This is a genomic window from Rhodopseudomonas infernalis, assembly GCF_022271405.1.
GTDB lineage: Bacteria > Pseudomonadota > Alphaproteobacteria > Rhizobiales > Xanthobacteraceae > Rhodopseudomonas > Rhodopseudomonas infernalis.
The window spans coordinates 116701-140867 of the sequence record NZ_JAJNAL010000011.1 but is presented as its reverse complement, the minus strand read 5'-3'; the positions used below and the strand labels follow the sequence as shown (position 1 = coordinate 140867).

The 24167-nt window shown below is 60.1% G+C and carries 18 protein-coding genes and 1 pseudogene; 5 read left to right on the top strand and 14 right to left on the bottom strand.

Annotated elements, in window-relative coordinates; all coding sequences use genetic code 11:
* The 4 genes from LPW26_RS10375 to LPW26_RS10360 all read left to right on the top strand — a co-directional run bounded on the left by LPW26_RS10375 (nucleotide 1) and on the right by LPW26_RS10360 (nucleotide 5055).
* Nucleotides 1–1074, top strand: a complete 1074-nt coding sequence (locus LPW26_RS10375) for a branched-chain amino acid ABC transporter permease (RefSeq protein WP_238734910.1) — start codon at nucleotides 1–3, stop codon at nucleotides 1072–1074.
* A 67-nt stretch (nucleotides 1075–1141) separates the two neighbouring features.
* On the top strand, nucleotides 1142–2422 hold the full coding sequence (locus LPW26_RS10370; RefSeq protein WP_238734909.1) for an ABC transporter substrate-binding protein: 1281 nt from the start codon (nucleotides 1142–1144) through the stop codon (nucleotides 2420–2422).
* A 296-nt stretch (nucleotides 2423–2718) separates the two neighbouring features.
* Nucleotides 2719–3561, top strand: coding sequence for an ABC transporter ATP-binding protein (locus LPW26_RS10365; protein WP_238734907.1), 843 nt, complete (start codon nucleotides 2719–2721; stop codon nucleotides 3559–3561).
* Between the two features lie 528 nt (nucleotides 3562–4089).
* Nucleotides 4090–5055 carry a glycosyltransferase family 2 protein gene (locus tag LPW26_RS10360; RefSeq protein WP_238734905.1) on the top strand — a complete coding sequence of 322 codons (966 nt, stop codon included), beginning with the start codon at nucleotides 4090–4092 and terminating at the stop codon, nucleotides 5053–5055.
* Between the two features lie 327 nt (nucleotides 5056–5382).
* Here LPW26_RS10360 and LPW26_RS10355 read toward each other — a convergent pair whose 3' ends face one another.
* From LPW26_RS10355 to LPW26_RS10340, 4 genes and pseudogenes are all read right to left on the bottom strand, one after another.
* Nucleotides 5383–6423, bottom strand: coding sequence for a hypothetical protein (locus LPW26_RS10355; RefSeq protein ID WP_238734903.1), 1041 nt, complete (start codon nucleotides 6421–6423; stop codon nucleotides 5383–5385).
* A 141-nt stretch (nucleotides 6424–6564) separates the two neighbouring features.
* Nucleotides 6565–6717 (bottom strand): annotated as a pseudogene (locus LPW26_RS25395) (DapH/DapD/GlmU-related protein); the annotation flags it as partial.
* A gap of 353 nt (nucleotides 6718–7070) precedes the next feature.
* Complete coding sequence (locus LPW26_RS10345) at nucleotides 7071–9245, bottom strand: glycosyltransferase (RefSeq protein ID WP_238734900.1); 2175 nt, start codon at nucleotides 9243–9245, stop codon at nucleotides 7071–7073.
* On the bottom strand, nucleotides 9238–11634 hold the full coding sequence (locus LPW26_RS10340) for a glycosyltransferase (protein WP_238734899.1): 2397 nt from the start codon (nucleotides 11632–11634) through the stop codon (nucleotides 9238–9240). The genes LPW26_RS10345 and LPW26_RS10340 overlap by 8 nt, the downstream gene beginning before the upstream one ends.
* Before the next feature lie 617 nt (nucleotides 11635–12251).
* Between LPW26_RS10340 and LPW26_RS10335 the strand changes: the two genes are divergently transcribed.
* Nucleotides 12252–13823 carry a hypothetical protein gene (locus LPW26_RS10335; protein ID WP_238734898.1) on the top strand — a complete coding sequence of 524 codons (1572 nt, stop codon included), beginning with the start codon at nucleotides 12252–12254 and terminating at the stop codon, nucleotides 13821–13823.
* On the opposite strand, the gene rfbA is transcribed toward LPW26_RS10335, so the two are convergent.
* The 10 genes from rfbA to LPW26_RS10285 all read right to left on the bottom strand — a co-directional run bounded on the left by rfbA (nucleotide 13806) and on the right by LPW26_RS10285 (nucleotide 24165).
* Nucleotides 13806–14681 carry a glucose-1-phosphate thymidylyltransferase RfbA gene (rfbA, locus tag LPW26_RS10330; protein WP_319942177.1) on the bottom strand — a complete coding sequence of 292 codons (876 nt, stop codon included), beginning with the start codon at nucleotides 14679–14681 and terminating at the stop codon, nucleotides 13806–13808. The genes LPW26_RS10335 and rfbA overlap by 18 nt on opposite strands.
* A gap of 12 nt (nucleotides 14682–14693) precedes the next feature.
* Complete coding sequence (rfbD, locus tag LPW26_RS10325; RefSeq protein WP_238734896.1) at nucleotides 14694–15581, bottom strand: dTDP-4-dehydrorhamnose reductase; 888 nt, start codon at nucleotides 15579–15581, stop codon at nucleotides 14694–14696.
* 6 nt (nucleotides 15582–15587) lie between these two features.
* Nucleotides 15588–16640 carry a dTDP-glucose 4,6-dehydratase gene (rfbB, locus tag LPW26_RS10320; RefSeq protein ID WP_238734895.1) on the bottom strand — a complete coding sequence of 351 codons (1053 nt, stop codon included), beginning with the start codon at nucleotides 16638–16640 and terminating at the stop codon, nucleotides 15588–15590.
* Nucleotides 16640–17212: a dTDP-4-dehydrorhamnose 3,5-epimerase gene (rfbC, locus tag LPW26_RS10315; RefSeq protein ID WP_238734893.1), complete on the bottom strand. Its 573-nt coding sequence runs from the start codon at nucleotides 17210–17212 to the stop codon at nucleotides 16640–16642. The genes rfbB and rfbC overlap by 1 nt, the downstream gene beginning before the upstream one ends.
* 1221 nt (nucleotides 17213–18433) lie before the next feature.
* Nucleotides 18434–19993, bottom strand: a complete 1560-nt coding sequence (locus LPW26_RS10310; protein WP_238734891.1) for a hypothetical protein — start codon at nucleotides 19991–19993, stop codon at nucleotides 18434–18436.
* 84 nt (nucleotides 19994–20077) lie between these two features.
* Complete coding sequence (locus LPW26_RS10305; protein ID WP_238734889.1) at nucleotides 20078–20488, bottom strand: GtrA family protein; 411 nt, start codon at nucleotides 20486–20488, stop codon at nucleotides 20078–20080.
* A 14-nt stretch (nucleotides 20489–20502) separates the two neighbouring features.
* A complete protein-coding gene (locus LPW26_RS10300; RefSeq protein ID WP_238734887.1) occupies nucleotides 20503–21156 on the bottom strand; it encodes a class I SAM-dependent methyltransferase in 654 nt (217 codons plus the stop codon).
* Between the two features lie 44 nt (nucleotides 21157–21200).
* Nucleotides 21201–22493: an NAD(P)/FAD-dependent oxidoreductase gene (locus tag LPW26_RS10295; protein ID WP_238734885.1), complete on the bottom strand. Its 1293-nt coding sequence runs from the start codon at nucleotides 22491–22493 to the stop codon at nucleotides 21201–21203.
* Between the two features lie 11 nt (nucleotides 22494–22504).
* Nucleotides 22505–23434, bottom strand: a complete 930-nt coding sequence (locus LPW26_RS10290) for an NAD-dependent epimerase/dehydratase family protein (protein ID WP_238734883.1) — start codon at nucleotides 23432–23434, stop codon at nucleotides 22505–22507.
* An 8-nt stretch (nucleotides 23435–23442) separates the two neighbouring features.
* Complete coding sequence (locus LPW26_RS10285; RefSeq protein ID WP_238734881.1) at nucleotides 23443–24165, bottom strand: SDR family NAD(P)-dependent oxidoreductase; 723 nt, start codon at nucleotides 24163–24165, stop codon at nucleotides 23443–23445.
* Between the last annotated feature and the right edge of the window lie 2 nt (nucleotides 24166–24167).

The window sequence follows — 24167 nt, the reverse complement described above, 5'->3', positions numbered from 1 at the left end:
ATGGCCAACACCTCTTTGATCCCCGCCGGCGATTTCCGCAGCACCTACGCCGCCGACACCACGATCTTCCCGACCCGGACCAGCCGCAACATGGCGATCCTCGGGGCCGTGCTGATCGCATTCGCGCCGCTGGTGCTGTCGGGCTACTGGCTCAGCATCCTGATCCAGATCGGCATTTTCGGCATCGCGGCGCTGGGCCTCAACATCCTGGTCGGCTTCACTGGCCAGATCTCGATCGGCCACGCTGCGTTCTTCCTGCTTGGGGCCTACACCTCGGCCTATCTCAACAACAATTTGCCGATCCCGGTGTTCTTCACCATTCCGCTCGCGGGCATCGTCACCGCGCTGGTCGGGCTGGTGTTCGGCCTGCCGGCGGCGCGGCTGAAGGGCCTGTATCTGGTCATCGCCACGCTGGCGGCGCAGTATATCCTGCTCGACTTCTTCTCGCGCGCCGAATGGTTCTCCGGCGGCTCGGTGCCGGCCTCGGCCAATCCGTTCTCGCTGTTCGGCTGGGTGCTGCGCGGCGACAAGCAGTATTTCTACGTGGTGCTGGCCTATCTGCTGGTCAGCTACATTCTCGTCACCAATTTGATGCGCACGCGCGACGGCCGGGCGCTGGTGGCGGTGCGCGACCATTATCTCTCGGCCGAGATCATGGGCATCAACCTCACCAAATATCGCACGCTGTCGTTCGGCCTCGCCGCGTTCTTCGCTGGCATCGCCGGCGCGCTGTATGCGCATTATCAGCTCGTGGTTTCCAACGAGGGCTTCGGCATCGAGCGCTCGATCCTGTTCCTGGCGATGATCATCATCGGCGGCATCGGCTCGATCTCCGGCACCCTGATGGGCACCGCCTTCGTGGTGCTGCTGCCGGAAGCGATGGAATGGATCAGCATGGAATTGAAAGGCAGTGCGATCGACCGCGCGCTGCTGCTGAACAACAACCTCACCTTCCTGCGCGAGATCGCGATCGGCCTGATCATCATCGCCTTCCTGGTGTTCGAGCCGGACGGACTCGCGCATCGCTGGCGGCAGATCAAGGCCTATTGGAAACTCTATCCGTTCTCGCACTGAGCGAGACGACGGGAGACGCACGACGACACTTCGATTTCAATAAGAAAGACACTGGAGGAGAACACCGATGACGATGAAATCTCTTTTGAGCACCGCCGCGATGGCGCTGGCGATCGCCGCAACGTCGGCGACCGCGCAGGCGCAGATCGCGATCGGCCATCTCGCCGATTACTCCGGCGGCACGTCCGACGTCGGCACGCCCTACGGCCAAGCCGTCGCCGACACCTTCGCTTACGTCAACAAGAACGGCGGCGTCGGCGGCAAGCAGCTCAATGTCGACACCAACGACTACGGCTATCAGGTGCCGCGCGCGATCGCGCTGTACAAAAAGTGGTCGGGCGGCGACAAGGTCGCGGCGATCATGGGCTGGGGCACCGCCGACACCGAGGCGCTGACCGGCTTCCTCGCCAACGACAAGATCCCCGACCTGTCGGGCTCCTACGCGGCGGCACTGACCGATCCGGAAGGCACCAGCGGCAAGGCCAAGCCTGCGCCCTACAACTTCTTCTACGGCCCATCCTATTCGGACGCGCTGCGCGCCGAACTGATGTGGGCGGCGGAAGACTGGAAGGCCAAGGGCAAGTCCGGCGCGCCGAAATTCGTCCACATGGGCGCCAACCATCCCTACCCCAACGCGCCGAAGGCTGCCGGCGAAGCGATGGCCAAGGAACTCGGCTTCGAGGTGCTGCCGCCGCTGGTGTTCGCGCTGGCGCCGGGCGATTACAGCGCGCAGTGCCTGTCGCTGAAGAGCTCGGGCGCCAACTACGCGTATCTGGGCAACACCGCAGCCTCCAACATCTCGGTGATGAAGGCCTGCAAGGCAGCCGGCGTCGACGTGCAGTTCATGAGCAACGTCTGGGGCATGGACGAGAACGCCGCCAAGACCGCCGGCGACGCCGCTGACGGCGTGATCTTTCCGCTGCGCACCGCAGTGGCCTGGGGCGGCAGCGCGCCCGGCATGAAGATGGTCGAGGCGATCTCCAAGGTGTCCGATCCGTCCGGCACGGCCTATCGCCCGGTGCACTACGTCGCCGGCGTCTGCTCGGCGCTGTACATGAAGGAGGCGCTCGACTGGGCCGCCGCCAACGGCGGCGCCACCGGCGAGAACGTCCGCAAGGGCTTCTATCAGAAGAAGGACTGGGTGCCGGCCGGCATGGACGGCGTCTGCAACCCGTCGACCTGGACCGACAAGGACCACCGCGGCACGCTGAAGGTCGACCTGTACCGCGCCAAGGTGTCCGGCCCAACCGACGGCGACCTCAAGGACCTGATCGCCAAGGGCACCATCAAGCTCGAAAAGGTCAAGACCGTCGACCTGCCGCGCAAGCCGGAATTGCTGGGCTGGTGAGCTGACGGCGCGGCTGCCTGCAGCCGCGGCCGCTCCCGACTTGCAGCGCGGCGGCCGCTATGACCCACCGCGCTGCAACTCGATCAAACGTCATCCCCCGCGAAAGCGGGGGACCCAGTACGCCGCAGCGTCGCGTTGAATGATTGGCGCTCTGGAATACTGGGTCGCCCGCTTTCGCGGGCGATGACGGGAGAGGGTGGGGCACCGGCAGCGGCCGGCATCGACGCTGGTCCCCCCTTTCCATCCGTGCTGCCGACCATCGACTTCAGGCGCCGATCATCATCAGGACCCACACCATGACCGAAGCCGCCGAACTGCATCGCCCGCCGCCCGGCTCGTCGTCGGCCCCCGCCCCGCTGCTCAGCGTCCGCAACATCGAAGTCGTCTATGACGACGTCATTCTGGTGCTGCGCGGGCTCAGCCTCGAGGTGCCGCAGGGCGCGATCGTGGCGCTGCTCGGGGCCAATGGCGCCGGCAAATCGACGACGCTGAAGGCGATCTCCGGGCTGCTGAAAACCGAGGACGGCGAGGTCACGCGCGGCGAGATCGTGTTCGACGGCGACCGGATCGACGGCACCGATCCGGACAAGATCGTTCGCCGTGGCATCTTCCAGGTGATGGAGGGCCGCCGCATCGTCTCCGACATGACCTCGCTGGAGAACCTGCGGCTCGGCGCCTTCACCCGCAGCGACCGCAACGTCGCGGCCGACATCGAGATGGTCTACAACTACTTCCCGCGACTGAAGGAGCGCACCGGCCTCGCCGGCTATCTCTCGGGCGGCGAACAGCAGATGCTGGCGATCGGCCGCGCGCTGATGGCCCGGCCCAAGATGATCCTGATGGACGAGCCCTCGATGGGGCTTTCGCCCCTTCTGGTGAAAGAGGTGTTCTCGATCATCAAGCAGATCAATCGCGACCTCGGCGTCACCATCCTGCTGGTCGAGCAAAATGCTCGCGCTGCCCTTTCCGTCGCCAGCCACGGCTACATCATGGAGCAAGGCAAGGTCGTCCTCGACGGCACCGCCGACGAACTGCGCGACAACGAAGACGTCAAGGAGTTCTACCTCGGTGGCGCAGGCGATCAGCGCAAGAGCTTCAAGAACCTGAAGAGCTTCAAACGCCGCAAGCGCTGGTTGTGAGCATCGCACTCTGGAGCGCGATAATTAGAACGCTTCATCGATTGATTGAAGCGACGCCGTCGCCTCAAGTGCGGAACCGTCATCTTGAGTGCGCGCTTAGCGCCGCGCCAAAGCGCGGCCCAGCGGGCACCTCCGGGTGTCGGGGGCAATCAGAAGCAGGACTGCTCAAGCCAGAGGCTGCCGCATCGACCTAGACGGTTGAACCTTCGGCGGCGATCGGAGACTCATCATATAGGGCGCTGACCTATGATGCGGACGTCACCTCGTTTGATTTGAGAGCCCCGGCCCCACATCCACACCAGGGGCTTTCCGCCGCGTCTAGCCTTCAACCATAGTGAGCCCGTGCCCGACCTGGCTTTAGTGCCTGCATCACTCCGGCGCCTTCAGATTTCTGTTGGGCTGAAAGCCTCGATCCATCGCGAGGTCGGCAACACCGATGTTCAGAACCGGTAGGATTCGATTGATCATTCCAGCATTCCGAGACAATCATGGTCCGCACGATCGGCTCGCTCATCGGCATTCGCTCGCATGATCAGACAATTCAAACACAACTTGCGCGCGATGATCATTCGTCGCCTCGGACTTCACGAGGAAGTCGCCGAACTCCGAGACCGTGTCGAACGCCTCGAGATCACGCTTGCCGACCGGCTCGGCCCTGGTCTGGACGAGCGCATCGCCACCGCGTCGCGCGAACGAGTTCTGATGGCGGAAGGCGTCGAATTGCGCTTGTTCGCCCTCGAGCAGCTCGTGACGGCCCTGCCAAGCGCACGACCGCCGGGCGCCCGCGCCGCTGTTGCAGAACTCTCCAGCCCCGCTGTGTCGGTCATTCTTCCAACCTACAACCGAGCACAATTTATCGGTGAGGCGATCGGAAGTGTCCAAGCGCAAAGCTTTTCGGCGTGGGAGCTTGTCGTCATCGACGACGGCAGCCTGGACGAGACTGAAGCAGTCGTCGCTCCATTCCTGAACGATCCCCGGATCCGCTACATTCGCCAGAAGAACGCCGGCAGCTCCGCTGCTCGCAACCGGGGCCTCGAGGAGACATCGGCCGCGCTCGTCGCCTATATCGACTCCGACAATACCTGGTACCCCGATTTCCTGACGCTCGCTGTCGATCAACTGGTCGTTCATCCCGAGATCGATTTTGTCTATGGAGCCCTCGTTACCTACCTCCATAATCTTCAATCCACCTGCATCTTGTGGGAACCCTTCGACCGCGACCGGCTGACGAGGGGAAATTTCATCGACACGAATGTCATTGTCCATCGGCGCGAGCTCGTGGACCGCTACGGCGGCTGGGATCCGCGTCTGAGCCGATTGAACGATTGGGATTTTGCGCTTCGCTGCACGGCCGACAAACCGGCACGCCCGTTGAAAGCGCTTGCGGCGTTCTATCGGCAGGTCGACACCATAAGGATCAGCGAGACGATCAACGCCGACGGGGAACAACAGCTCATTCGCACCAAGCTATCGCACGTGAACAACTCGGGCTGAACCGCGGGCGCTTCCTAGATCAGGTCGATTTGTCGAAGCGGAAGCCGACCGCCACAGCCAGCGCCACGCTGTTCCTGCCAGCAAGGCAGCGCAACGATCAGGCAAAGATTCATGCCCCTCCCGCACGTGTGTAAGCCCGCGGCAGCAGCGGATCCATCCCACTGCGAGCGACGCTGGCACAAACGTTAAGCCGAACTCCAGTCGATAGCATGAAGAGCCGCCCGACTTCGGATACAGAACGCTTCTGCAGTTGCGACACGGTGGCGGCGCTGTCTCGATCGCTGTCTCGGTAATTGTCAGAAAGACGGTCTGACTCCCTTCGTATGGTTATTGCTTCGCCGAGCTGCGCAGGCCGGCCAGCCCCCCAGCAAGACCACGCAGCGGTCGCGTCAGTTTCCATGAGCGGCTTTGAAGCAGCGCCTGAACCTGTTGATCCGCAAGTTCGCGCGCCCGCTCGCTGGCCCGCAATGCATCACTGATACCTTTGAGCTCGTCCTCTAACGCCCGCTTTCTGGCCGACAACTGTTCTGCCGCCTGATCGAGCTCGGCTATCCTTGCCCATGACGACGCCAAATCGCACGACAGCGACGCGTTCTCTTGATCACGGCGGTCGAGGGCTTGAGAGATCCGAGCCATCTCGCTGAACTGCACCGCGAACCGTGCGATCTCGTCGCGCTGATCGCCGACCAGCTTGTTCAGGGTGGCGAGCTCCGTCTCGATTTTCTCCAGATGAGCGCGCGAGGCGGATTCCGCAGCAGCTTTCGAAGATCGTCCGCCCACGGGTGCACGAACTTTACTGAAATCGGAGATCAATCCCGGAGCGACTGTTGCATCATACGCCGATCGCAGGTCTTCGACGGTGACGTCCGGAAACACCGGATGGATCATTTCCACGAAATAGTTCACATCATTCGCGAAGCGCGGAAAGTGCAGGAACGTCATCGGAATGGCGTTCGCCGAGAGCGTGAAAAGCAGCCGATGAAACATCTCAGCGAGATAGGCCTCCTGATCGGCGGGATCCGTCACGCCCCACAGTCCACCCGCGACGTGCGCATCGGTGTTCTGTTCGCGCTGCACCCGTCGCCGACTTTCCGCTGCGTCACTCAGGCTTCTCATGCAAATGATGGCATGATCGATCTTGATCTCGGCGTCCCGAACCACCTCATCGATATAGGTAGCGATCCACGGCGACTTCACCAATTTGCAATCAGGCTTGGTTCGCAGATCCAGCTCGAGTCCGGCATGGGCAACCGGATCGACCGCGGTGTCAGACTCGAAGCCTGCGTCGATTCCCGCCTTCATCAGGATGCGAACCAACAGTGTCGTCCCGGCGCGGCCGGTGCCCGATATGATCGTGTAGTTCTTCATCGTCGTCTCATCCCGAATGCGCCTCGACTTGCTGTCGATTGGCCTTAGAAGACGCTACGCCGCCGATAGGCCCCGTGACCACTGAGCGAACTACTGAATATCCGTGTCGAAGAACGGGAAATATCGAGTCTTGTAGCGCAGATCTCGTGAGCGATCGGCGATATGCCGTGCCGGATTGCCGCCGCAGATTGTATATGGCGGCACGTCCTTCGTCACCACCGCGCCAGCCGCAACCACGGCCCCCTCACCCACCGTCACCCCCGGCATCACAATTGCCCGCGTGCCGATCCACACATAGTCCAAGATCGCCACAGGCCTCTCGATGCAAACAAAATCCGGATTCTGAGGATCGTGACTCAGCGTCTGAATCAACGCACCGTGCGATACATTGACGTTGTTGCCGATATATAATGGAACGCGACCATCGAGATAAGCGCCACGATTGATCACGCTGTTATTGCCGATCGTGATAAACGTACCGGTAATGAAACACCCCATCGCAATGCTGGAGTCCGCCCCGATCCGCAAGTTGCAAAACCGGCGCAGATAAGCGTGACGGACACGATACGGCATCCAATTCATGAACAGGTGATTACCCAGATAAAATTTCAGCGCCGACCAGAATCGTCGCAGCCAGTTATCGATACTCATCGCTTTATAACGCCCTTCAGTACATCTACGTATTGACCGACAATCTTTTCAAATCTGTACTTTTCGAAAATCTTTGCTCTCCCGCGGCGACCGGCTTCGGCCCAATGCTCGCGATTGTCGGCAAATTCCAACATCGCCCGCGCCAATTTAGGCGCCGTTTCATATTTTCGTCGCGAGTAAGCGAGCTCATTCAGTCGCGGACTGTTCAGATTTGTTACTTCCCCATACTCGTTCGCCACGATGAGGCCGATATCATTCTCCTCGATGACGTCCCGGGAGCCGCCAGTATCGCTCAGAATCATCGGCTTGCCATGGAACATCGCCTCATTCATCGCGATGCTCCACCCCTCGAGGAAGGACGGCAGCAGGAAGGCGTCCGCCATCTGAAGCAGCGGCGTCACGTCCTCAAAGTATCCAGGCATGATGATGTGCCTGGACAGTCCCGCATCGTCGAGAAATCGGGTCAGCTGTTCGATGTGCGGCGGATAGATCACATTGCCGATGCAGAGGATCTTGACATCCGAGCGCAGATTCAAAATCAGGTTCATTGCATCGGCCATCAAGTAGTGGCCCTTGTGGAGATTATAGGAGGCAACATTGAGGAAGACGTAGTCGTCGTCGCTGAGGCCGAACCGCTCGCGCTGCACCGGCACCGCTTGGGCTTCCCGCCGCAAATGCTCCTCGATAATCAGGCCGTTCGGGATGGTCTCGATTTTTGCCGGCTTGATTCCGAGCGGCCCCACCGCGTATTCGGTCGCCTTGCGCGACACCGAGATGTACCGATCCACATAGGCGTCATCGGCCTTGAACGCCGCGACGCCCGCGACGTCGAGCATGGCATAGACGTTATGGATGAACGTCACATTGGGGATGCCTCGCTCCCGAAAAATCGGATAGCCCAGCCTGGAAAAATGCGACATGGAGATGTCGATGCGACGGCCGGCGACCAGAGAACGGTAGGCCTCGAGCGTATTCGTCTCAGGCAAGCTGACGACTTCCACCTCTGCGGCCTTCGCCACCTCGGCGAGATGGCCTGCCGCCCGGCACGACACGATCAGCGGCTTCACCCCGAGTTCCTTCAACAGGATCGCGGAATCGAGAACGACTTTTTCCAACCCGCCCTTGTCGAAAGACGACACCTCGATCAGCGCATTGATGTCCAGGCTACCCTCCGCCGAGAGCTTGCTGGTGGCTGCGAAGGTTTTGGCCGCCAGCGCCCAGGACTGGCTTTTCAACAGTTGCGTCGCACTCCCAGGCGCGGCCAGATGGTGCAAGGTCTCGAGCCCCTGCTGCGAGGTGATGGTTTCGAAGAATGTCATTTTGGCAGTGGCGCTACGCAGCGGCAATAACGTGCAGATGAGATCGGAGAGTCCTTTCCCCGACAAGGCCTGGAACAGCGCGATGATTCGACTACGGTTGAACTCAGCAGCGAATCCTGGAGAATTCTCGAACAGTGCGTTGGCCAAGACGCCAGCGATTTCTACCCTTACGTTGTCGATCCGTTGTTTGATGGTATTGGTCGGATGCACCCGGTACTTGGTATGAATCCGATCCTGATCAAACAACACCTTGCCACGTCCAAGGGCCGATAGAATGAACTCTAAGTCGTGGCAGTATCGCAGCGGCATGAAACCGCCGTTGGCCGTCCAGGTTTCCTTCCGGAACATCATGTTCGAGGTCGTGGTGGCGAAGTTCTCGCTGATCAACCCGATGTCGGTCCCAGCTCCCCGGGCAAAAGCAATCGAACGCGCCAGCCAGTCGACCGTTGGACCAGCCGTAACCGTCGCATCATTCTCGTCGATGATGGTCAGCCGTCCGAATACTAGGCTTAGATCCGGCTGCTGAGCGAACATTCCGACGCAACGCTCAAGCTTATCGAGTTCGAAGATGTCGTCCGAGTTCAGCACTGCGACGAGCTCGCTCGTGGTCGCCTCGATAGCTCGATTGAGCGCGTGATGCGCGCCGGCGTTCGGCTGCGTCAGCACGCGCGCCCCATCGACGCCATCGAGCTTTGCTCGGCAGATCGACACACCATGATCCGACGATCCGTCGTCGACCACCACAATCTGGGTGGGGCGACACGTCTGATTCAACACGCTGTCCAACGCCGAACCAATGTAGCGGGCATGGTTGTAGAGCGGTATGACGACCGCGACGCTACGATCACACATTCTGCCGACCTGCTACCGCGCTGCCCAGATTTCCCGGCAGGCGAACACCGAGCTGGCGTAAGCTCGACTTCACAATTTCCCGGCCTGCTTCCAACGAGTACTTTTCACGAATGAAGGCCATGCCGGCCTGCGATAGGCGCTGCCAACACGCTCTATCGTTGTGAAGGCTCAACACTTGTTCGGCAAATATCTGGTCGGAGCTGGCCACCAGGATGGTGTCGTCATGGATCAAGCCCATCCCCTCGGCACCAATGACGGTGGTTACACAGGGCACCCCTAAGCCGATACTCGACACAATCTTGCCCTTAGCGCCAGCGCCGTAGCGCAGCGGTGCAACCGAGACCCTGACGGCCCTCAGCCATGTCGACAAATCCTCCACGAAGCCGACCGCAACGACCCCGGGAACATCGAGATCGCGCAGCCGCGGCGGCATATTCGACCCAACGATGTAGAACTGCATGTCTGGCTGCCGCTCCAGCACGAGCGGCCAGATCGATTTTATAAAGTAGTCGACCGCGTCGACATTCGGCTTGTGCGCGAACCCGCCAATAAAACAGACACCGCTTCGTCCATCGAAATCCGGCACGGCCTCGGTGGCCCATTCGCGGATCAATGGAATGGTTACGACGTTGGCCCCGGAGAGCTGCTGCGACAGAATTTCTGCCTCGCGCTCCGACACCACGATCGTTAGATCCGCGGACTCGATGAAGCCGATCTCCTTGGCACGCGTATCTAGTGCCCTACGGGCTAATTCGTGGTCGAGCCGCAAAGCGGCTTCCCGTTGCTCGCGCAGGTGGTGGATATCGACGGTGTTGAAGATGATGGGCGAATGTGGACAGAATTCGCGGAGACTCTCGTAGCAATTTTCCATCATTGTGACGCGGGATACGAAGAACGCCGATATCGAATTCCCGTGGAAGAACAAGAACTCATCCAGATTGCGGAATTCCGACGATGAGACGCATTCGACACCCAGCGCGCGTAGCTCTTGCTCTCGCTCCGGATTGCCACCGAACTCCCATTTCGCGCAAAAGAACACCCGGAAACCCAGCGAAATGAAGATGCGCATAAAGCCGATCTGATCCAGCGAGCCGGAATCTTGCTCGGGCCGCGGAAACAGCGCATCGATCATCAAGATACGGGGCGCGCCGCGGTCACGCGTCCTGGTCGCCGGCAACGACCGGGTCTGCGTGGTGGGCGACGCCGTACCCTTCGCGATGTACTCGAGCAGTGGATTGCGACGGTCCGATCCGTGCTTAAGCAACTGGCCGTACAATTCCGGATTGGGATCTCGGTTCTCTTTCCAACCGTAGGCCAGATAGTGCACCAGCGGGTTCATTCCCGCCGCCGCCACGTCGGCATTCACAGCGAGGTAATAATCACTGTGAAACAGCGGATGCGGCCGGCGCCCCTCACGACCACCGAACAGCGCGAAATGCACCAACGGGTTTAGGCCGGCTTCCATGACATCCGGATTCTGCCGGAGATAAAACGCGCTGTCGAACAACGGGTGTGGATTGCAGAGCGGGTTGCGGACGTAGTGCTCAAGCGGCGTGATGCCGCTGGAGCAAACGTCCGGATATCGCTCCAGATAGCTTTTCGAGTCGAACAACTGGTGCGGGTCGAACCCCTTCTGGGCACCGAAGTGGATGTAGTGCAGCGACGGCGACATCCCGAACGCCGTGACCTCAGGGTGGGTCGCGCGATAAAACTCGTGGTCGAGGAGCGGATGGATGGTGCGGTCCTCGGCGCGACCGCGTGTCACAAAATGCGAAAGTGGGCTCAGTCCGGATGCCGCCACATCGGGATATAGCGCGCTGTAGTCGACGGCAGAAAACAGCGGGAGTTCTTGAAGGTCGGAGCCGATCTCCATGCAGGTCTGCAAGATCCTCAGCCGGAGGGACTCGGCGCACCCTCTGAACTTGGTGTACTCCCTCACATATGCTTCGATCGCATCGACATCCCTGGAGATCGAATCAAGCATACTGGTGAGGCGCAAACGCATTTTCCGCCCCGCCCCAAACAACGGCGAGCTTCGATGAGCTACCGCCCAATCCAACAGCGGTAACAATCTACGGACGGCAAGCGCCGTGTCCCCCTTGGCTCCTTTCGCTGCGCGGCGCGCCTGCAGCAGTTCGCCGAACAGAACGTCCCTTTCATGGCTCACGCGCGCTAGTTCGCGCTGCGCAGCCGATAGCCGGGTCGCCGCATCATGAAGCCTGCGCGAGATCAATTCGTCCGTGTTGGGTCTCTGACTTGCCGGTGTCGGCGGCGCTTGCGCTGCGATCGGGGGGCGTGCGACCGGCAATCCGTCGCTGGGCCGCTGCGCATGGCCTCCGCCCCCGGGACGAATCTCAGAGTGCGACTTAACAACAATCAACTTATCCATATCGTCCGCCGACGCATCCCGAGAAATAATTTATTCTACATCGAACCGATCTGGGTTGGAACCGCAGATGGTAGATCATCAGGAGTACTAATACCAAAATCGTGAGCATGGATGCTTGCGCAAGATGGCGCCCAGCGATCGCCGGTAAAATGACAGATCGCAACTCTAAAGCAATGCAGCTTACCGTTCTGGCGATGCCCCGCAGATCCCCTCTCGATCATTGCCGCCTTTGAATACCGTCCGAGAGGGCTGAATTGAATCTGCGTAGCTCCCTGGTGCAATGAAGCATAGTCAGCGCTGCGTCGACCCTGGCCCGTTGCACTCCGAGCATGAGTGATAACCCGATACTAATTGCCAATGACACTTCACCAGGCGACGACTTTCGCTGCGCCGCCGACCATGCCATTCGACGGTCCGCATGCCTATCTGCGGACTTTGACAATCGGATTTGAGACTCAATATCGGCCTGCAGCAGACTTTGGCTCCCTCGAACAGTCGAGATCGGCTTTCAATCGTCAGCGCGGCCCTGCCAAAATCGTCGCCTACCCATCTGTCTTACGCCCGTTCGGCGAATTTTGTGATCAGCAGCTAACGACCGACTGAAGCGGTTCAGGACGATGCACAGCAGTATCTCTTCGACTTTTCCGATCACGAATGTGGGCGGAGGCGACGGCTGGCGCCGGATGCTGACGATCCTGTTGGCCCTTGCAATCGTCCATGCGCTGGTTGTCCTCTTCACCGGAATCACGAACCCGGTGGTCGATCTGCATGCGTTCCGACAGACCCAAACCGCCTTGACTGCCTACACCATTCTGAAAGGCGGTCCGTGGCTCGCCTACGAGACGCCGGTGCTGGGCTATCCGTGGTCGGTCCCGTTCGAATTCCCGATTTACCAACTACTTTGCGCGGCCTTGGCCTGGACCGGCGTTCCTCTCGACGTTGCGGGACGATTGGTCGGGTTCTTCTTCTTCCTCGCCGTATTGCTGCCGCTTGCCTTGCTGTACAAGACCGCCGGCTTTCGTCGAACGACCTATCTGGTCACGGCGATCCTCTATCTGACGTCGCCGCTCTATCTGTTCTGGAGCCGAACGTTCCTGGTGGAATCCTGCGCGCTGTTCTTCTCGGTGAGCTGGCTTGCACTCACCGCGCGCTATCTGGCAACGCCGAACCGCTATTGGCTCCTCTCGGCAATCTTCTGCGGAAGCATTGCAACGCTGGCGAAATCAACGACGTTTCCTGCGTTCCTCCTCATTGGAGGCATTCTGACCGTTATCCGCCTTTGGACTTGCTTGAGGACGGAGTCCCGCGCGCGGCTCCTCAGAATGGCCACTCTCACCACTGCCAACCTGCTGCTGCCGCTGGTCGTTGGGATCGTATGGGTGCGGTATTCCGACCACGTCAAGGCTGACAACCCATATGGGCAATTGCTAACTTCGGAGAGGCTGAAGGACTGGATCTACGGCAACACGGCCATGCTGAAGATCAGCTCGTTGCTCTGGATAGACACTGTGCGCAACCGGGTGCTTTCAGACGTTCTGGGGTATTCTGTTCCGGTTGGATTGGTGGCGCTCGGCGCTACGCTGACCGCCCGGCGTCAGCTGGCGGCAGCGGGCCTCGCGCTGATCGGATTTGTCGTCCCATTTCTGGTGTTCACCAATCCGCATATTGTTCACAATTACTACCAATACTGCAACGCGATCTTCCTGATTGCGGCGGTGGGGTTCGGTCTCGGGCAGATTTACGATTCTGCGCAGCGCGTGATCGCGCTAGGTCTGACGGCAGCCATCGTCGTTGGCCAGTTGCTGTTTTTCTACGAACGCTTTGCGCCGTACTCGACCTATGACTACAGCAAGGAGCCCCTGCTGCGCGTTTCGCAGTTCGCGCATGATCACACGGCAGAAGACGCCGCTCTCATTGTGATCGGAGACTCATGGTCGTCTGGCTTTCCGTACTACTCGCAACGACGGGCGCTGGTCATCCCCGGCTGGACCAAGACGCCGCTGCTCGAGAGCATTCTCAACGATCCGCAGCGGTTCCTTGGGGACGCCCCGCTGGGCGGCGTGGTCTATTGCACACAAGGGCTGAAAAACTACAATGCCCACGTGCCGATGATCACCGCATTCCTCGAAGGGCGCGAGCGCCTATTCGAATCCGGCGGATGCGAGTTTCTCTCACCAAGCCGGTTGTGATGCCAAGCTTGTCACGTAGCGGGCGTAGTCGCTTTTCCCCATGGCAACGCCGAGGCGCAACAGCTGCTCCCGGTCGATAAAGCCGGCGTTGAAAGCAACCTCCTCCGGGCAGGCGATGCGAACGCCCTGACGCTTTTCCAGCGTCGCGACGAACTCCGCCGCCTCGAGCAGACTGTCCGGGGTGCCGGTGTCCAGCCAGGTGAAGCCGCGCCCCATCCGTTCGACGGCCAGTTGCCCGCGCTGCAGATAGACCTGATTGAGGTCGGTGATTTCCAGCTCGCCGCGGGCGGAAGGCTTGATGTCGGCGGCGATGTTCACGACCTGCTCGTCGTAAAAATACAGTCCTGTCACGGCGAAGTTCGACTTCGGCTGCGTTGGTTTCTCTTCGATCGAGGTGGCCCGACCTTTGTCGTCGAACGCCACGACGCCATACCGCTCGGGATCGGAAACCCGGTAAGCAAAAACCGAGGCGCCGACGCTCCGTGCCGTGGCGTTCCCCAACAACTCCGGCAGGCCGTGGCCGAAGAAGATGTTGTCACCGAGGATCAGCGCCGACGGACCGCCTTCGACAAACTTCGCTCCGATGATGAAGGCCTGCGCCAACCCTTCGGGTTTCGGCTGCGCCGCATAGGACAACGACAGGCCCCATTGACTGCCGTCGCCGAGCAGCGATTGAAATAGCGGCAGATCGTGCGGCGTCGAGATCAACAGGATCTCGCGGATCCCCGCCAACATCAACGTGGTCAGCGGATAGTAGATCATCGGCTTGTCGTAGACCGGCAGCAGCTGTTTGGATGTCACCAGCGTCATCGGAAAGAGACGCGTGCCGCTTCCTCCCGCCAAAATTATACCCTTCACGACAGCCCCTCTCTATTGACGCAACAAACGGTCCAAACAATCAGCCAGCGAATGCGCCATCGGTGGAAGACGGACATCGAACATCGAATTCAATCGCGCGGTCGACAGCTGCGAATTGGCGGGCCGCGCCGCGGGCGTCGGATAATCCGCGGTGCCGATCGCATCGACCGGCACCGAGCGGGCGCCGCGCGCAGCCGACCCAGCCATGATCTCGCGGGCAAATCCGCACCACGTCAGCGCATCCGGACCGCTGAGATGGGTAACCCCCGCGAGTTGCGAACTCCAACCGGAATCGGCCCATCGCCGCGCCACTGCGACGATCGCATCGGCGATGTCCGGGGCGTAGGTCGGACATCCACGCTGGTCGTCGACGACGCGGAGCCGGTCGCGCTCGGCAGCGAGCCGAAGCATGGTGCGCACGAAATTGCCCCCGAATGGCGCATACACCCATGCGGTTCGCAGCACGATGTGCTTCGGGTTAGCCAAAGCGACTGCTTGTTCGCCCTCGAGCTTTGATCGCCCATAGACGCCCTGCGGCGCCACGGCGTCGCTTTCGACATAGGGTCCTTGCTTGGCTCCGTCGAAAACGTAGTCGGTCGACAGGTGAATGACCGGAAGCCCTCGCTGCGCGGTCATTTCCGCGGCGGCGCGGGCGCCATCGCGATTGAGCGCGAAGGCTTGCTCCGGCTCGGCTTCGGCCTTGTCGACGGCGGTGTATGCCGCCGGGTTGATTACGATATCGGGGCGGAACTCATCGATGGCATGGGCAAGCGTTTCCGGCCGCAGGAGGTCCACCGCCGGCCGGGCACCGTGACCGAAAACCACGTCGCGATGTCTCGCCGCTGACTCGCGCAGCGAACGGGCAACCTGCCCCTCAGCGCCAATGACGTAGATCCGCATCTGCCCTCACGCCTTCACAAGGCCGAGGCGCTCGCCGCCATAGACGCGGTCCCGAAGCGGCTTCCACCAATCCGACCGATCGAGATACCAACGCACGGTCTTTTCGATCCCTGTCTCGAAGGTTTCCTGCGCGCGCCACCCGAGTTCGTTTTCCAACTTGGTGGCGTCGATCGCATACCGATGATCATGGCCGGGACGATCGGTCACGAAGGTGATCAGATCGTGGTGCGAGGAGTCGGCCGGCCGCAGTCGATCCATCCAGGTGCAGATCTGTCGGACCACCTCGATATTCTGCCGCTCATTGCGCCCGCCGATATTATAGGTTTCGCCCGGTTGGCCCTTGGCCAGGATGACACCGAGCGCGCGAGCGTGATCCTCGACATAAAGCCAGTCGCGCACATTGGATCCGTCGCCATAGACGGGCAGCTGCTTGCGATCGAGCGCATTGAGGATCACGAGCGGAATCAGCTTTTCCGGGAAGTGATAGGGCCCGTAATTATTCGAGCAATTGGACACGATCACCGGCAGGCCGTAGGTACGGTGCCACGCTTTGGCCAGGTGATCGGACGATGCTTTGGTCGCCGAATAAGGCGAGCTCGGATCGTAGGCTGTCGTTTCGGTGAACAGCCCAGTTTCGCCCAGAGACCCGTAGACCTCGTCAGTGGAAACGTGGATGAAGCGAAACTCGGGCGCGCTCTTCTTTCTTTCGGAGTGCAGATAGCGACGTGCGGCCTCCAGCAAGGTGAAGGTCCCGAGCACATTGGTCTTCACGAACACGTCCGAACCGGAGATCGATCGGTCGACGTGGCTTTCAGCGGCAAGATGCACGACAGCATCAGGCTGATACTTGTCGAAGATCGACTTGACCGCCTCGGCATCGCAGATGTCGTGCTGCTCGAAGGCATAATGCTGGCTCGACTCCACCGGAGCCAGAGATGCCAGATTTCCTGCGTAGGTGATCTTGTCGACGACAACCACATCGTACTGCAGATCGTCGACAAAGTGCCGGCAGACTGCCGAGCCGATAAAGCCCGCGCCACCCGTGACAATCACCCGCATTACGAATCCTCGCTGGCAAAATGAAAGGCTGCGGCGACATCCTGCAGACGAGGCTGCTTCTTGTCCTTCTCCGACAGAATAACGTCGGAAGCTGGGACACGCCAATCAATCGCTATGGCCGGGTCGTCCCAGGCGATTCCCCGATCACATTCCGGCGCGTAATAATCGGTGACCTTGTAGATCACCTCGCAATTGTCTTCCAGGGTGACATAGCCATGTGCAAACCCCGGCGGAACCCAGAGCTGCTGCCAGTTGTCCGCCGACAGCTCGACTGCGACATGTTGCCCGTAGGTCGGCGAACCGACGCGGATGTCGACGCCGACGTCGAGGATTGCGCCGCGCGTGCAGCGGACAAGCTTGCCCTGCGCGTGAGGCGGGGTCTGAAAGTGCAGCCCCCGAACGACTCCTCGCTGGGTCGACAACACATGATTGTCCTGCACGAACTGCACGGCGCCCGCGGCCTCCGCAAAAGCGTCGGCGCGAAACGTTTCCGAAAAGAACCCGCGCTGGTCGCCGTGCTTCTTCGGGGTGACAAGGAGAAGGCCGGGTATATCGAGCTGTTGGATCCGCATCCTTGAACCAGATTGAGAGGATCTTGCGAGGCATCCGTCTTGACGCGTTCGCGCTTTTGGTTTCGGCGGATTATTTACAAACGATAGGCATCGCTCGTCAATTCGATAGTCGCAACCCGGGAGCAATTAAGCAGCGCGCAGGCTGGCGAGGTCGCAACGGCACGCCCTGCAATTGTGCCGAGATGTCGCCGTTATCTCGCTTTCCCTTTGGAATCCGATCGTCTAGATACGGCGCTTTCTGCCAATAACGTCGCCAATTTCAGTTCAGCATATTTTAATGTCGAAGGAAATTGCCTCGGCCCTATCGCGGACATTTCCAGCCGTTGTCATGATAATTACTTTGACGACGCCTTTGCTGTTTTTGCGTCGACCGGATCAATTCAAAGCTCCCCACATCTGGGTCGACGACGGAACAAAGATCCTCCCCGAATTCGTCGATGGACCATCGTTAAGATCTGTGCGCCGGTGGCTTCAGACGCCACGGCCGCGGTGACTGTTTCGCTGCGGATGTTTCTGAGAACGGCGCCGGGAACGAGGATGAGTGGTAGCAGCGTGATGACGATGGGGGAGCTTAGCCAACCGAGTCCGACGCACATGATCCGGATCCATTGACGTGCCGCATTCGGTGTCCAGTTCAGTGCGATAATTAGTGTAACGCCGGCCCACTAGAAAATGTAGTCGCCAACCCGAGAATTTCGGGATCTGTCGGCAACAGCAGCGTTGAAAGCGCGCAGAGCGCGCCTCCAGCGGAGATCGGTTGACGCCAATGCGATTAATGCCACAACGAATGACGTGCTCATGACGGTGAGTATAAGCGAGGCGGTCGGAAAATACAGAAAGAACGCTTCAGGGAGACGATAGTCAGAAGCCGAGTTACATCATGTTTAGCTGACTTCTAATATCGATTGGCCTATCGAGCAGGCAATTGGTGCTGAGAATTACTGCGAATGTGGCGTTTTGTAGTGCAGCACTGTGTGGCATAGCTCACCTTTCCCGCCATTACATACACTTCAATTTGGCAGAGCAAAGTCACTGCATGCACGAAGTCGGAAAGTTACAGCTTCCCGGTTTATTTTGAAGGATCCGAAAACTGTGGCTCGTTCAGCTCTCCGGCTACAGATTGTAGAGACTTGCTCAATGGCGGACATGTCGGGCATTTTTGATCACGTATCGCCAGTCGCGCCGGGTGAGCGCCTGTGTGGAAGGCGACTCGTTTCGCCGTCAAGTCCCATGCACGCCCCTAGCGCCGTCTTGTTCGCGACGCCACATCACGCCGATCATTCCCGCAGCAAATCCCAATGCGAGCCCGAAGCCGGCCACGACTTCGGCGTGCCTCAGCATCTCCACTTTCACCCAGTTCGTCGCTTCTCGGACTCTCCCTTTGAGCAAGGTTCGATCCAGCCGCGCGCGATCATCGACGTCGGCGGGACGAATCGCGTCGGGTAGTGCCTGACGAATTGTGGGGTCGGACAGCAGCGCGGCCAGCCGCTCCGGCACCGGATAAGGAATCGCCTGCACTGCCTTGCCCTGCAGTTCCGCCACATTCCCGGTTCGCAGATAGGCCAAAACGTTCTGCTGTTGCTCGCGTCCCTGCAGCCCCTTGTCGACTACCGCGGGAACTGCCGAAATAACCGTATTCCAGATCAAGCCGGAACACACGATCGAAAGCCAAGCGACCGCGGCCAAGGCCGCGGCTGCTCTCGCTGGCCTGCGCGCCGCGCGATTAGCGGCGTAGAGCAGGATCGCGAGATTCATTGGCAAACCGACGATAACAATGTCGAGATAGCGCGGTGAAGCCACCAGGGCGGCACGTCCGTAGGCCAAGGACACAGACTGCGCAAGCAACCAGACGATGATCCCGAACACCAACCAATGCGGAGAGCCGAGCGCCGGCCGTCGACCCAACACCACGCACGCATAGATTGCAACCGGCAGATTGACCCAGATCCCCGAATACGGACTGCCCCACGGAAACGACAGGCATTTCAAGAGGGCACGACCAAACTCGGAGAAGCTGTGTGCCTTGAAGACATCGTGAGGCGTCACGTTTCGAACGAAGGCCAGCATCACGGCCGTCATCACCACCAGCGCAGCAAGACCCATCAGCTCCTTACGGCCGTTCCGATGGCCTGAGACTAACTGAGCGCCGATCACCGCCACCGCAGCTGCGGCCGTCAGCGCACCCGACGCCATCGAGAAATACGCAGCCACCGCGCAAAGCAAACTGCCCCACCAGACGACGCCGAAGGCCGGCGATATCGCAAACCCCATCAAAGCCAGCAGCGAAAAGATCACGAGGAAGTAGAACTGACTCTGAAAGCCGGCTAACAGATTTTCCCACCCGATCGGCAGAACGAACAGCAGCGTCGAGAATACGATGAGAAAGCCGAACTGATCGGCCCGAATGATAGGTCGGAGCGCAAGCACCAGCATCACGATAGCAACGACGTGAAGTCCGGCATTCACCACCATCTGCAAGATCGGATCCCAGCCGCCATCGAGCTCATACAGGAGCAAAGCGAAGACGCGCGTGATGAATATTCGGTGCTCGTTGTGGGACGCAAACAAGCTTGTGAAAGACAGATTTGAATTCAAGTAGGGCTTGTAAATCAGATCGCCTTCCCCATCCCATTGATCCCAGTATGGCACCCCCGATCCGAATTGGCGGATGAATAGCAACTTGATGCCGAGTACGATCAGGACAAGCGCTGCCAGCCAAAACAACCGGTTCATCACCTCCGCTGAATATCGCCTACCGTGCCGTTCGTCGTCGACCACCATTGCGCGTCCGCCCCTCTTCGGCAACGACCACCTTCGCAGACCCAGTTCGGCACCTCGATGGCGCCAACGCTCGGCCTGCAGCGACTATTTGAACGTGAAGAGTTTATGCGCGTAGTAGCTTGTCAAGACCGGACTGCATACCGCGATCGTGTGGGCCACAAGTTCAGGATAAAGGATCCAGCCGATCATCGGGAACAGCCATTGGGCGAGCCCGACGCTGACCAGCCAAACCTGAACCAGCGCGACCAGATTGACGAGGAAGAAGCGTAAATATTGTCCCCATGCCGAGCTTCCGGCCCGCTCGAAAACCAGCCAGCGAGACATTACAAACGCAAATGTCAGGGCAATCGGAAACGCGAGCGCAACCGCATATTCAAACGCGACGAATTTCGAGATGACAACGCGGCTTCCGATGTTGATCGCCGCCGCCGCGCCGCCAACCAGAAGGAACCGGACAAACCGCGAGGTCGCGACCGCTTCGATACGACCATTCACAGATTATTCCACCGTCATTTGCGGGCAACAATGAAGAACTGCTTGCCGAGAAGCTTCCAAGCCAGCGGAACCCGGAGATAAACTCGGATCATCCAGTCGGCAGTCGGCGTCGCGTTATTCATTGTGTAGGGCAGAAATCGATCGATCACCAGTTCGGGCTGGTATCCGGCCAGCAGCAATCCCTCACTTAGCGATAGATGCGAGAGCGCCAGGTAGTGGTCGTAATAATCCCAATATTCCTTGTAAGCGTAGCGAATGTTCGGACCAAGGATCATGACTTTTCCGCCGGGCTTCAGGATTCGACGAACCTCCTTGAGGACTGTGTCGCAGGCTGCTTTATCCGGCAGATGCTCGAGAAAGTTCGATGTGAATACACGATCGACACTGTCGCTGGCGATGTGCGACAGATCGTAGGCTGGCGTCATCTTGAAATCGACGTCTGGCGATAACTGCGATTGAGCATCAGGATTCAGGTCGACGCCATACTTCTTCGATGCAGCGATGTGATTGATGAATTCACCGTAGCCGCATGCAAGGTCCAGCAAGACTGAGTTGCGGGGCACGTAATTTTGAAAGAATCGGGCACATAGTATCTTCCAAACGCGCGTCCGTTTTTCGAAACCTGTGCTCGAAAAGCGAGACTTGTAGATAATCGCCAAATCATTCATCGAAATCGCCCCACGCTGGACTTTCTGTACTAATCGCAATCATTCTAAAATGAGTCCGCCACGGCCGATTCAGCCATCCGCCGCCCGAGCCGAATGCTCTCCGCGACGCCGCGGTCTTCGGGGTAGTAATAGCACGTATCGGCGATCTGTAGACCGGCGATCGGCGTCTGGATCGGCGGCAGCTTGTCGGCAAAATTGGGCTCGCAGATCGGCTGGGCATAGCGCAGCCGTCCGACTCGGGCGTCGATCCGGTCGGCATCGGTAATGTTCGGATTGATGCGCTTGATATAGCCGAAGGCTTCATCGATGAACTGCTGATCGGTCCACGCCCATTTCGGCTGTGTCACCGGCATGTAGTACGGCACATAGACGATCGTGTCGCCGACCGGCCGCAGATTGGAAAATTCGATCAGGCCAGGGATCTCGATATCGTCGGCGACGATGTTGAGCCAGAAGTGCGGCGTGACGGACTTGCGGAGTTTGAACAGCAAGCAAACCACGCCGATATTGCGGATCGCCGCGTATTTCTCCTGCAGCGCCGGCGAGAGATCGGGCACCAGCTGATTGACCAGCGGGATCGGGACCGTCGCAATCACCGCATCGGCGGCAAACTCCCGGCCGCCGGCGCGCACCGCGCGGACCCGCCCGTCTTCGACCAGCACCCGCTCGGCCGGAGCGCCGAGGTGAATCCGTCCGCCGCCGTGGCGAATATCGTCGGCGATCGCCTCCACGAGCGTCTCGGAGCCACCTTCGATATAGCCGAGCTGTTCCTGGAAGATCGACTTGCGGGAATTGCCGATGCGCTTGATACGCGTGGCGATCCAAGACGCCGAGACATGATCGGCGAATTCGTAGAATTTGAGCTGCTGCAGCCGCTTCCACAGCTTGTCGTAGACCGACTTGCCGGACCCGCTTTCGATCCACTCGCGTGAGGTCAAATGCTCGATGCTGTCGAAGTTTCTGGCTTTGGTGGTCAGAAACATCTGCAGCCCGGTGCGAAACTTCTCGACCAGGCTGAGGTGCGGATAGCGCAACAGCGAAATTGGATCGCCCCAACGATGCACCTTGCCGTGGGTGTAGTACGCCATCGACGTATCGGCCCATCGCATCTTGTCGGCGATGCCGAGTTCGGCCATCAGGTCGAAGGTCGGCGCGTCGGACTTGCAGATGAAGTGATAGAATCGCTCGATCGAGACCCCTGAAAAGTCGAAATGTCCCGCCATGCCGCCGACTTTGTCGTCGGCTTCGATCAGGTCGACCTGATGCCCGAGCCGCACCGCTCGCTGCGCGGCCGCAAGTCCCATCGGTCCGGCTCCCAACACGACGATCCGGCTCATGAAGGCGGCTCCTAGAACGCCAGAACGATTTGAGAGTGTTCGCGATCGAGAAACGTCTCGGTCAGCGCCTGGCGCAGCGCGGTCGGCTTGACGCCGAATTCCGTGGGCCAGTCGATCACCGGAAAGGTTTCGGGCAGAACCAGGGCTTCGAGTTGCCCGGTGGTAAACGGCGGATTCTTGTCGAACCGCGCATAGAGCCACAGCAGTGCCCAGAACAGCGCATAAGGAATATGGACAATGCGCGCGCGCGGTTTGACGATGTCGTGAATCAACGCGATCAGGTCGCCGTAGCTGATCTGCTCGAGCCCGGAAATGTCGAACGTGCCGGCCTTGCGGCTCTCGATCGCGGCGACGATGATCGACACAAAGTCGCCGACATACAGCGGCTGTCGATCGAACCGGCCATCGCCCGGGATCGGAAACACCGGCGCGCGGTCCATGAAGCGACGCAACCAGCCGAGATGCTTGCGATCGAACCACCCGAACATCAAGGTCGGGCGCAACGTCACGTGAGGTACCGGGCTGGCGTCGAACAGCCGTTCCTGCGCGGTCTTCGAGCGGGTGTAGAAGTCGTCGGCGGCGGAGTTGACGACCGAGGACGAAATCCCGACGAAATACGGCACCGCGTGGCGTTCGATCGCGGCGAGGATGTGCCGGGTGGCGGTGACGTTGTTGGCCTCGAATTCGGCGCCGAAAAGTCCGCCGATCTGGGCCTGATTGATCACCACGGTGTCGGCGCCGCTGAAGCAGTCCGACCACGCGCCCGGTTCCGCGAGGTCCGCCTCGATGATCCTGACGTCGGGATGAACCTGGCGGAATAGCGCGACATTGGCGGCGTGCTTGTCGATGCCGACCAACTCGATGTCTGGGCGCGACTTTAGCCGCGCCACAAGATTCTGGCCAACCAGGCCGGCCGCGCCGGTGATGACGATCTTGCGCATACCCGGCTCTAGAAGTTCATCTTGTTGAAAATCGCGGCGGGAATGGCGCGTATGATGGCCATGATCAGTCTCCACCGCGCAGGCGCGTAGACCACTGGCCCGCCGCTGTCGGCAGCCTTGCGAACCACAGCTGCGACAGCCTCGGGCGTCGCCCACAGTGGGCCACCCTTGGCCATGCCCGCGGTCATCGCCGTGTCGGTCGGTCCAGGCTTAACGATGACCGCCCGCGGCCCGCGGCCGCGAAAGCGGTGGTCGATGCCCTGGACCAGCACAGCGAGCCCCGCCTTGGCTGCCCCATAGACGTAGTTCGATCGACGGCCGCGATCACCGGCCACCGATCCAAGCACCACCAGCGATCCGCGCCCCTGCGATTCCAAAACATTCGCCACCGCGAGCGACCAGCCCGCAGCCGAACGGAAATTCACGTCGAGGATCGACTGGGCTGCGGCAAGGTCTTTCTCTGCGAGAGCCTGATCGCCCAACACGCCGTAGGCCAGCACGACGTGGTCGGCACCACCGAGCTTTGCGATCATGCTGGCGAGCGCCGGCACCGGGTCCGCGGTCACAAGATCCATCTCGAAGATTTCGACCCGGCTGGCGCCGCGCGCGGTCAGATCATTGGCGATGCTGCCGAGGCGCTCCGAATTCCGTCCTGCCAGGCCGATGACGGCCCCCTCAGCAGCGTAGAGTCTCGCCGTCGCCTGGGCGATGCCTGAGGCCGCCCCCAGCATCA

Excerpts from the sequence above, each read along its gene's own strand:
- LPW26_RS10375 (WP_238734910.1), top strand. The coding sequence starts at position 1 with ATGGCCAACACCTCTTTGATCCCCGCCGGCGATTTCCGCAGCACCTAC.
- LPW26_RS10370 (WP_238734909.1), top strand. The coding sequence starts at position 1,142 with ATGACGATGAAATCTCTTTTGAGCACCGCCGCGATGGCGCTGGCGATC.
- LPW26_RS10365 (WP_238734907.1), top strand. The coding sequence starts at position 2,719 with ATGACCGAAGCCGCCGAACTGCATCGCCCGCCGCCCGGCTCGTCGTCG.
- LPW26_RS10360 (WP_238734905.1), top strand. The coding sequence starts at position 4,090 with ATGATCAGACAATTCAAACACAACTTGCGCGCGATGATCATTCGTCGC.
- LPW26_RS10355 (WP_238734903.1), bottom strand. The coding sequence starts at position 6,423 with ATGAAGAACTACACGATCATATCGGGCACCGGCCGCGCCGGGACGACA.
- LPW26_RS10345 (WP_238734900.1), bottom strand. The coding sequence starts at position 9,245 with ATGTGTGATCGTAGCGTCGCGGTCGTCATACCGCTCTACAACCATGCC.
- LPW26_RS10340 (WP_238734899.1), bottom strand. The coding sequence starts at position 11,634 with ATGGATAAGTTGATTGTTGTTAAGTCGCACTCTGAGATTCGTCCCGGG.
- LPW26_RS10335 (WP_238734898.1), top strand. The coding sequence starts at position 12,252 with ATGCACAGCAGTATCTCTTCGACTTTTCCGATCACGAATGTGGGCGGA.
- rfbD (WP_238734896.1), bottom strand. The coding sequence starts at position 15,581 with ATGCGGATCTACGTCATTGGCGCTGAGGGGCAGGTTGCCCGTTCGCTG.
- rfbB (WP_238734895.1), bottom strand. The coding sequence starts at position 16,640 with ATGCGGGTGATTGTCACGGGTGGCGCGGGCTTTATCGGCTCGGCAGTC.
- rfbC (WP_238734893.1), bottom strand. The coding sequence starts at position 17,212 with ATGCGGATCCAACAGCTCGATATACCCGGCCTTCTCCTTGTCACCCCG.
- LPW26_RS10310 (WP_238734891.1), bottom strand. The coding sequence starts at position 19,993 with ATGGTGGTCGACGACGAACGGCACGGTAGGCGATATTCAGCGGAGGTG.
- LPW26_RS10300 (WP_238734887.1), bottom strand. The coding sequence starts at position 21,156 with ATGAATGATTTGGCGATTATCTACAAGTCTCGCTTTTCGAGCACAGGT.
- LPW26_RS10295 (WP_238734885.1), bottom strand. The coding sequence starts at position 22,493 with ATGAGCCGGATCGTCGTGTTGGGAGCCGGACCGATGGGACTTGCGGCC.
- LPW26_RS10290 (WP_238734883.1), bottom strand. The coding sequence starts at position 23,434 with ATGCGCAAGATCGTCATCACCGGCGCGGCCGGCCTGGTTGGCCAGAAT.
- LPW26_RS10285 (WP_238734881.1), bottom strand. The coding sequence starts at position 24,165 with ATGCTGGGGGCGGCCTCAGGCATCGCCCAGGCGACGGCGAGACTCTAC.